Below are 5,303 nucleotides of genomic sequence, written 5' to 3'. Positions count from 1 at the left end.
CGGGGGGGGGGCGGCCCGGGGCGCCGCGCCGGGGGGGGGCGGGCGGCCCCCGGAACAGAGCCGGGGTGTCGACCGGTCCGCGCAGCACGTGTGGCGTCAGTGCGCCGGACAGAGTCGGTGTGTCGGTCAGCACGCGCAGCGCCAGTAGCGTCAGCGCGCCGGAACGGACGCGGGGGCGTCGGCCGGCCCTCGCGTTGCGTGTGGCGTCAGCCCGCCGGAACGGGCGCTGGCGCGTCGGCCGGTCGGCTCGGCTCGGGTGGCGTCAGTGCGCCGAGCTGGAACGGCCGCTGGCGCTTGGCCAGTCCACTTGGCGCGGGTGGCGTCAGCGCGCCGGAACGGGGGCCGGGGCGGCGGCCAGTCCGCGCAGGGCATGCGGCAGCTCGCCGTGATGCAGCACGCCGAGGCGCTGGGTAGCGCGGGTCAGCGCGACATACAGTTCGGCCGCGCCGCGTGGCCCGTCGGCGAGGATCCGTTCCGGTTCCACCACCAATACCGCGTCATACTCGAGGCCCTTGGTTTCCGATGCGGCAACCGTGCCCGGCACATCCGGCGGGCCGATCACGATGCTGGTGCCCTCGCGCTCGGCTTCGTCACGCACGAAATCCGTGATGGCGGTGGACAATTCCGCCGGATCGACGCGCCGCGCCCACGGCTGCACGCCGCACGCGCGGACCGATTCCGGTGGCGTGACCTCCGGCGCGAACTCGGCGAGGACTGACGCCGCGACGGCCATGATCTCCGCGGGGGTGCGGTAGTTCACCGTCAGCGCGCGGTAGGCCCAGCGGCCGGGGACATAGGGCTCCATCATGGTGGCCCACGATGTCGCGCCCGCTGCCGAGCGGCGCTGGGCGAGATCGCCCACCACGGTGAACGACTTGCCGGGGCAGCGCCGCATCAGCACCCGCCAGTCCATCTCCGATAGTTCCTGCGCCTCGTCGACCACGACATGCCGATACGTCCAATCCCGGTCCGCGGCAGCGCGTTCGGCGAGTTCCCTGGTGTCACGCTCCAGGAAGCGTTCGGCCAGGTCCTCACCGAAGAGCATGTCCTGGGCGAAGAGGTGATCCTCGTCGTCCATGTGGTCTTCGCGGCTGACCATGGTGTCCTCGAGCACCCGCGCGGCGTAGGCGGCCTCGGCCTTGCGTTCCCGCTCGGCGGTGTCGTCGACGGGCTTGTCCCGGCCCAGCAGCTCGACGAGTTCGTCGAGCAGCGGGACATCCGACACCGTCCAGGCGTCGCCCTCGACGCGGTACAGCGACTCGTCGGCGCCGGCGGCGCGCAGCCGTTCCGGTGACGAATACAGCTGGGCAAGAAAGGTTTCCGGGGTCAGGATCGGCCAGAGGTCGTCCAGGGCCGCGGTGAACGCCGCGTTCTCGGCGAGTTCCGCGATCAGATCGGTGCGCAGCTGCTCCCACGCCTCGCGGTCGTCGCGGGTGAGCCAGCCCTTCCCGATCCGGCCGATGGCCCGCTCGGTGAGCACATAGGTGATGATCTCGCGGAACACCTCCCGCGCCTCGTTGTGCGGCCGCCCGCTCGCCCGCGCCTCTTCGGTCGCCCACTGCGCGGTCTCGGCGTCGATGCGCACGGTGACATCCGCGAGCTCGATCGGCACCGGCTCCACCGGCAGCCGCTGCCGATCGGCGACGGCGGCCGCGAGCACGTCGAGCATCCGCAGGGATCCCTTGTGCCGCGCGGCTTCTGGGGCGTCCTCCGCGGTGACGTGCAGGCCGGGCAGCAGATCGCCCGCGGTCGTGAACACCACATTGGTCTCGCCCAGCGACGGCAGCACATGCGCGATGTGGTTCAGGAACGCCGGATTCGGGCCGACCACCAGCACACCCTGGCGCTCCATCCGCTCGCGCTGGGTGTAGAGCAGGTACGCGACGCGGTGCAGCGCCACCACCGTCTTGCCGGTGCCGGGGCCGCCCTCGATCACGAGCACGCCCGGGTGATCGAGCCGGATGATCTCGTCCTGCTCGGCCTGGATCGTCGCGACGATGTCGCGCATACCCGCACCGCGCGGCGCGTTGACCGCCGCGAGCAGCGCCGCGTCGCCGCGCTCGTCACCGTCGGGCCTGCCGAGCACCTCGTCGGTGAAGTCGGTCACCTGCCGCCCGCGCGTGTGGAATTGGCGGCGCCTGCGCATGTCCTCCGGCGTCGCGGCGGTCGCGACATAGAACGCGCGCGCCGCGGGCGCCCGCCAGTCGAGCAGCAGCGGCTCGAACTCGTTCGCCTCGTCGAACAGGCCGATCCGGCCGATATAGGAGGCCTCGCCCGCGAGCGAGTCGAGCCGGCCGAAGCACAGCCCGTTGTCGGCCACATCCAGCCGTTTGGCCTGCATGCCCAGCGCCCGCACCTCGAAGTCGCGTTCCATCGCCGAGACACCCTTGGCGCGCAGCGCCGCGCTGTAGCGGCCCTTCACCCGGGTGCGCTCGGCATCGAGCCGCGCGTACAACCCGTCCACATAGTTCTGCTCGGACCGCAGTTCGTCCTGATATCCCTGAGTTGACACATGCCCTCACTTTCCCGGTTCGCCGATCCCGGCGGAGCGAGTCGTTCACTCCCGTTTCCGCAGCTTCTGGCTTCGGCCGACGATTATGCGGCACCACCGGGGCCTTGCGGCAAGGCCCCCTGTGCGCTATATGTTGGAAAGGGAAGAGAGTGAGGACTCCTCCTTCCCGCATCACAGGGGGCCAGCGGAACCGGCGATCACACCGTCCGGTCGGCATCCTTGCGGGTCAAGAACGCCAGCACGGCCGACTCGAACTCGTCCTTGCGCTCGATCATCGCCCAGTGCCCGCAGTTCGGGAACACATGCAGCTCAGCGCGCGGGATCGTGCGCATCGGAATCAGCGCCATATCCAGCGGGCTCACCCGATCGTCACGGCCCCAGGTGATCAGCGTCGGAGCAGCTACCTTGTGCAGCATCGCCCACGGCGGCGGCGCGTCGGACGCCTCCATGGCCCGCACCATCATCGCGAACGCGGCCTTGCTGTACATCCGCCGCGCGCTGTCCAGGGTGGCCGGATCGGTGGCCTGGGTCCAGCGCTCCTCGATCAGCTCCTCGGTCACCATCGCCGGGTCGTAGACCATCGAGTGCAGCCACTGGATCAACCGCTCCCGGGTGGGTTCCTCGGTGAACTCCTGCAGCAGCTTGATGCCCTCGCCGGGGCCGGGGCTGAAGATATTGCGCCCGATACCGCCGATCGTCACCAGCTTGCCGACCCGCTCCGGGTGCGCGATGGCGTAATTGAGCGCCACGCCGCCGCCCATCGAGTTGCCGATGATGTCGACACTGTCCAGGCCGAGCGCGTCGACGAACCGGACGACCGCGTCCAGCGCGGTCACCATCGGATGACCACCGAAGTCGTCACTCACCCCGAAACCGGGGAATTCCAGGACCAGGCAACGGAATCGCTCCGCGAACGTCGCGAGATTGCCGCGGAAATTGCGCCACCCGGTGACGCCCGGACCCGACCCGTGCAACAGCAGCAGCGGCGGACCCTCACCCGCCTCGTGATAGCGCAACACGCCCGCGTCGGTGCGGATCTCGCGCAGGGTGGCCTCGTAGCTCAGCTCGGTCATGCGTGGGTGCCGCCGTCGATGCGGATCTCGGTGCCGGTGATGAACGCGCCGTCCTCGGAGACCAGCATGGCGATCACGCCCGCCACCGCGGTCGGGTCACCCATGCCCGCGCCGCCGGATTCCCGGTCGGTCGGCAGGACGGGGGACAGCTTCGAGAACAGCGCCCAGTCGGCGTCGGCGGGCACGTAACCCGGTGTGGCGTCGGTGATTCCGGACTTGATGCTGCCGGGTGCGACGCAGACCGCGCGCAGGCCCTTGCCGCCGAATTCGAGGGCCAGTGCGTGGGTGAAGGACTGGATGCCGCCCTTGCTCGCCGCGTAGGCCGCCATGTACGGGTGGGCGAAGGCCGCCGAGGTGGAGCTGAAGTTCACGACGGTCGCGCGCGGGTTGGCCAGCAGCGCGGGCAGCGCCTCGCGGACCACCAGGAAGGTGCCGGTGAGGTTGACCCGGATGATCAGATCCCACAGGTCGAGGGAGGTCTGCTCGGTGTGCGAGGCGCGCAGGATGCCCGCCGCGTTCACCAGCGAGTCCAAGCCGCCGAGGGTCTCGACCGCCGAGCGGACGCCATCGGTCACCGACTGTTCGTCGCCGATGTCGATGGTCAACGTGGTGAGCCGGTCCGCGGTGCCGCGTTCTGCGGCTTGGGCCTTGGTGGCGGCCAGGCCGTCGGCCGAGACGTCGGCGCCGACCACGGTGGCGCCCTCGTCGAGCAGCCGCAGCACGGTGGCCTGGCCGATGCCGGACGCGGCGCCGGTCACCAGCGTGCGGTGGTCGTCGAGTCTGTTCATGAATTTTCTCTCCTTGTCTGTGGGATCAGCCGAGCCGGCCGGGGACCGGCTCGTGCCGCAACTGATCGGTCGCCAAAGCGCCTGCGCGGACCGCGTTCTCGATGGAGTCGCGCAGGGCGGGGCAGGTGGGGATCCAGCTGCTGTGCTCGCCGAGCGCGGCACGGCGGGCGAATTCCGGGCACGCGGACTCGGCGTCGTCGAGCCACTGGACGCTGGTGTGGCTGGGACTGAACTTCTCGGCCAGCACCTTGTTGCCGCACGTACCGCATTCGACGGGTTGCATGATTACCTCCTCAGCGCTCGCCCGCGGCGTGCCGCGCGCCGACGTAGCCGAACACCATCGCGGGGCCGATGGTCGCGCCGGCGCCCGCGTAGTCGTTGCCCATGACCGCGGCCGAGGTGTTGCCCGCGGCGTAGAGGCCGGGGATGGGTGTGCCGTCGGCGCGCAGCACCTGGGCGTCGGCGTTGTAGACCAGGCCGCCCTTGGTGCCCAGGTCGCCGATCCGCACCCGCAGCGCGTAGTACGGGCCCTTGTCCAGCTCGTCGAGCGCCGGGGTGTCGAGGGTCGGGTCGCCGTAGTAGTTGTCGTAGGCGCTGACGCCGCGGCCGAAGTCGGCGTCGTGACCGTCGCGGGCGAACCCGTTGAAGCGGTCGACGGTCTCGCGCAAGGTGGCGACGGGAACGCCGATCGCGGCGGCGAGTCCGTCGATGTCCGGCGCGATCTGCACCAGGCCGGTCGACGTCCACGACTCCGGGAACTTCTGGCCGGGGACAAGACCGCCGATGGGGTAGCGGCTCTTGGCCTTGGCGTCGAAGATCAGCCAGGCTGGATCGTGGCTGCCCGCGAGCTGGGCGTGCACGAACGTCACATACGGCGACGCCTCGTTGGTGAAGCGCTTTCCCGTGCTGTCGACGATGATAGAGCGCGGG

At 70.4% G+C, this 5,303-nt stretch carries 5 protein-coding genes; all 5 read right to left on the bottom strand.

Annotation, left to right across the window (positions count from 1 at the left end; genetic code table 11):
- Nucleotides 1-322: 322 nt before the first annotated feature.
- On the bottom strand, nucleotides 323-2,512 hold the full coding sequence (gene helR, locus ACFWPJ_RS23640; protein ID WP_378854575.1) for an RNA polymerase recycling motor ATPase HelR: 2,190 nt from the start codon (nucleotides 2,510-2,512) through the stop codon (nucleotides 323-325).
- Nucleotides 2,513-2,709: 197 nt separating this feature from the next.
- Complete coding sequence (locus tag ACFWPJ_RS23635; RefSeq protein ID WP_378854574.1) at nucleotides 2,710-3,585, bottom strand: alpha/beta fold hydrolase; 876 nt, start codon at nucleotides 3,583-3,585, stop codon at nucleotides 2,710-2,712.
- Nucleotides 3,582-4,373, bottom strand: coding sequence for an SDR family NAD(P)-dependent oxidoreductase (locus ACFWPJ_RS23630; RefSeq protein WP_378854573.1), 792 nt, complete (start codon nucleotides 4,371-4,373; stop codon nucleotides 3,582-3,584). The genes ACFWPJ_RS23635 and ACFWPJ_RS23630 overlap by 4 nt, the downstream gene beginning before the upstream one ends.
- Before the next feature lie 25 nt (nucleotides 4,374-4,398).
- The gene (locus ACFWPJ_RS23625) at nucleotides 4,399-4,656 is read right to left on the bottom strand and encodes a hypothetical protein (protein ID WP_378854572.1); all 258 of its coding nucleotides are present in this window, start codon (nucleotides 4,654-4,656) and stop codon (nucleotides 4,399-4,401) included.
- Between the two features lie 10 nt (nucleotides 4,657-4,666).
- On the bottom strand, nucleotides 4,667-5,303 hold a 637-nt coding region (locus tag ACFWPJ_RS23620), incomplete at its 5' end, for an FAD-binding protein (RefSeq protein ID WP_378854571.1).

The sequence above is a fragment of the Nocardia sp. NPDC058497 genome (assembly GCF_042720195.1).
Taxonomy (GTDB): Bacteria; Actinomycetota; Actinomycetes; order Mycobacteriales; family Mycobacteriaceae; genus Nocardia.
Note: the sequence above shows the minus strand (reverse complement) of the source record. Positions and strands in the feature narration are given on the sequence as shown.

What these genes read in the sequence shown, in the direction of transcription:
- ACFWPJ_RS23625 (WP_378854572.1), bottom strand. Translation starts at nt 4,656, where the DNA reads ATGCAACCCGTCGAATGCGGTACGTGCGGCAACAAGGTGCTGGCCGAG.
- ACFWPJ_RS23635 (WP_378854574.1), bottom strand. Translation starts at nt 3,585, where the DNA reads ATGACCGAGCTGAGCTACGAGGCCACCCTGCGCGAGATCCGCACCGAC.
- ACFWPJ_RS23630 (WP_378854573.1), bottom strand. Translation starts at nt 4,373, where the DNA reads ATGAACAGACTCGACGACCACCGCACGCTGGTGACCGGCGCCGCGTCC.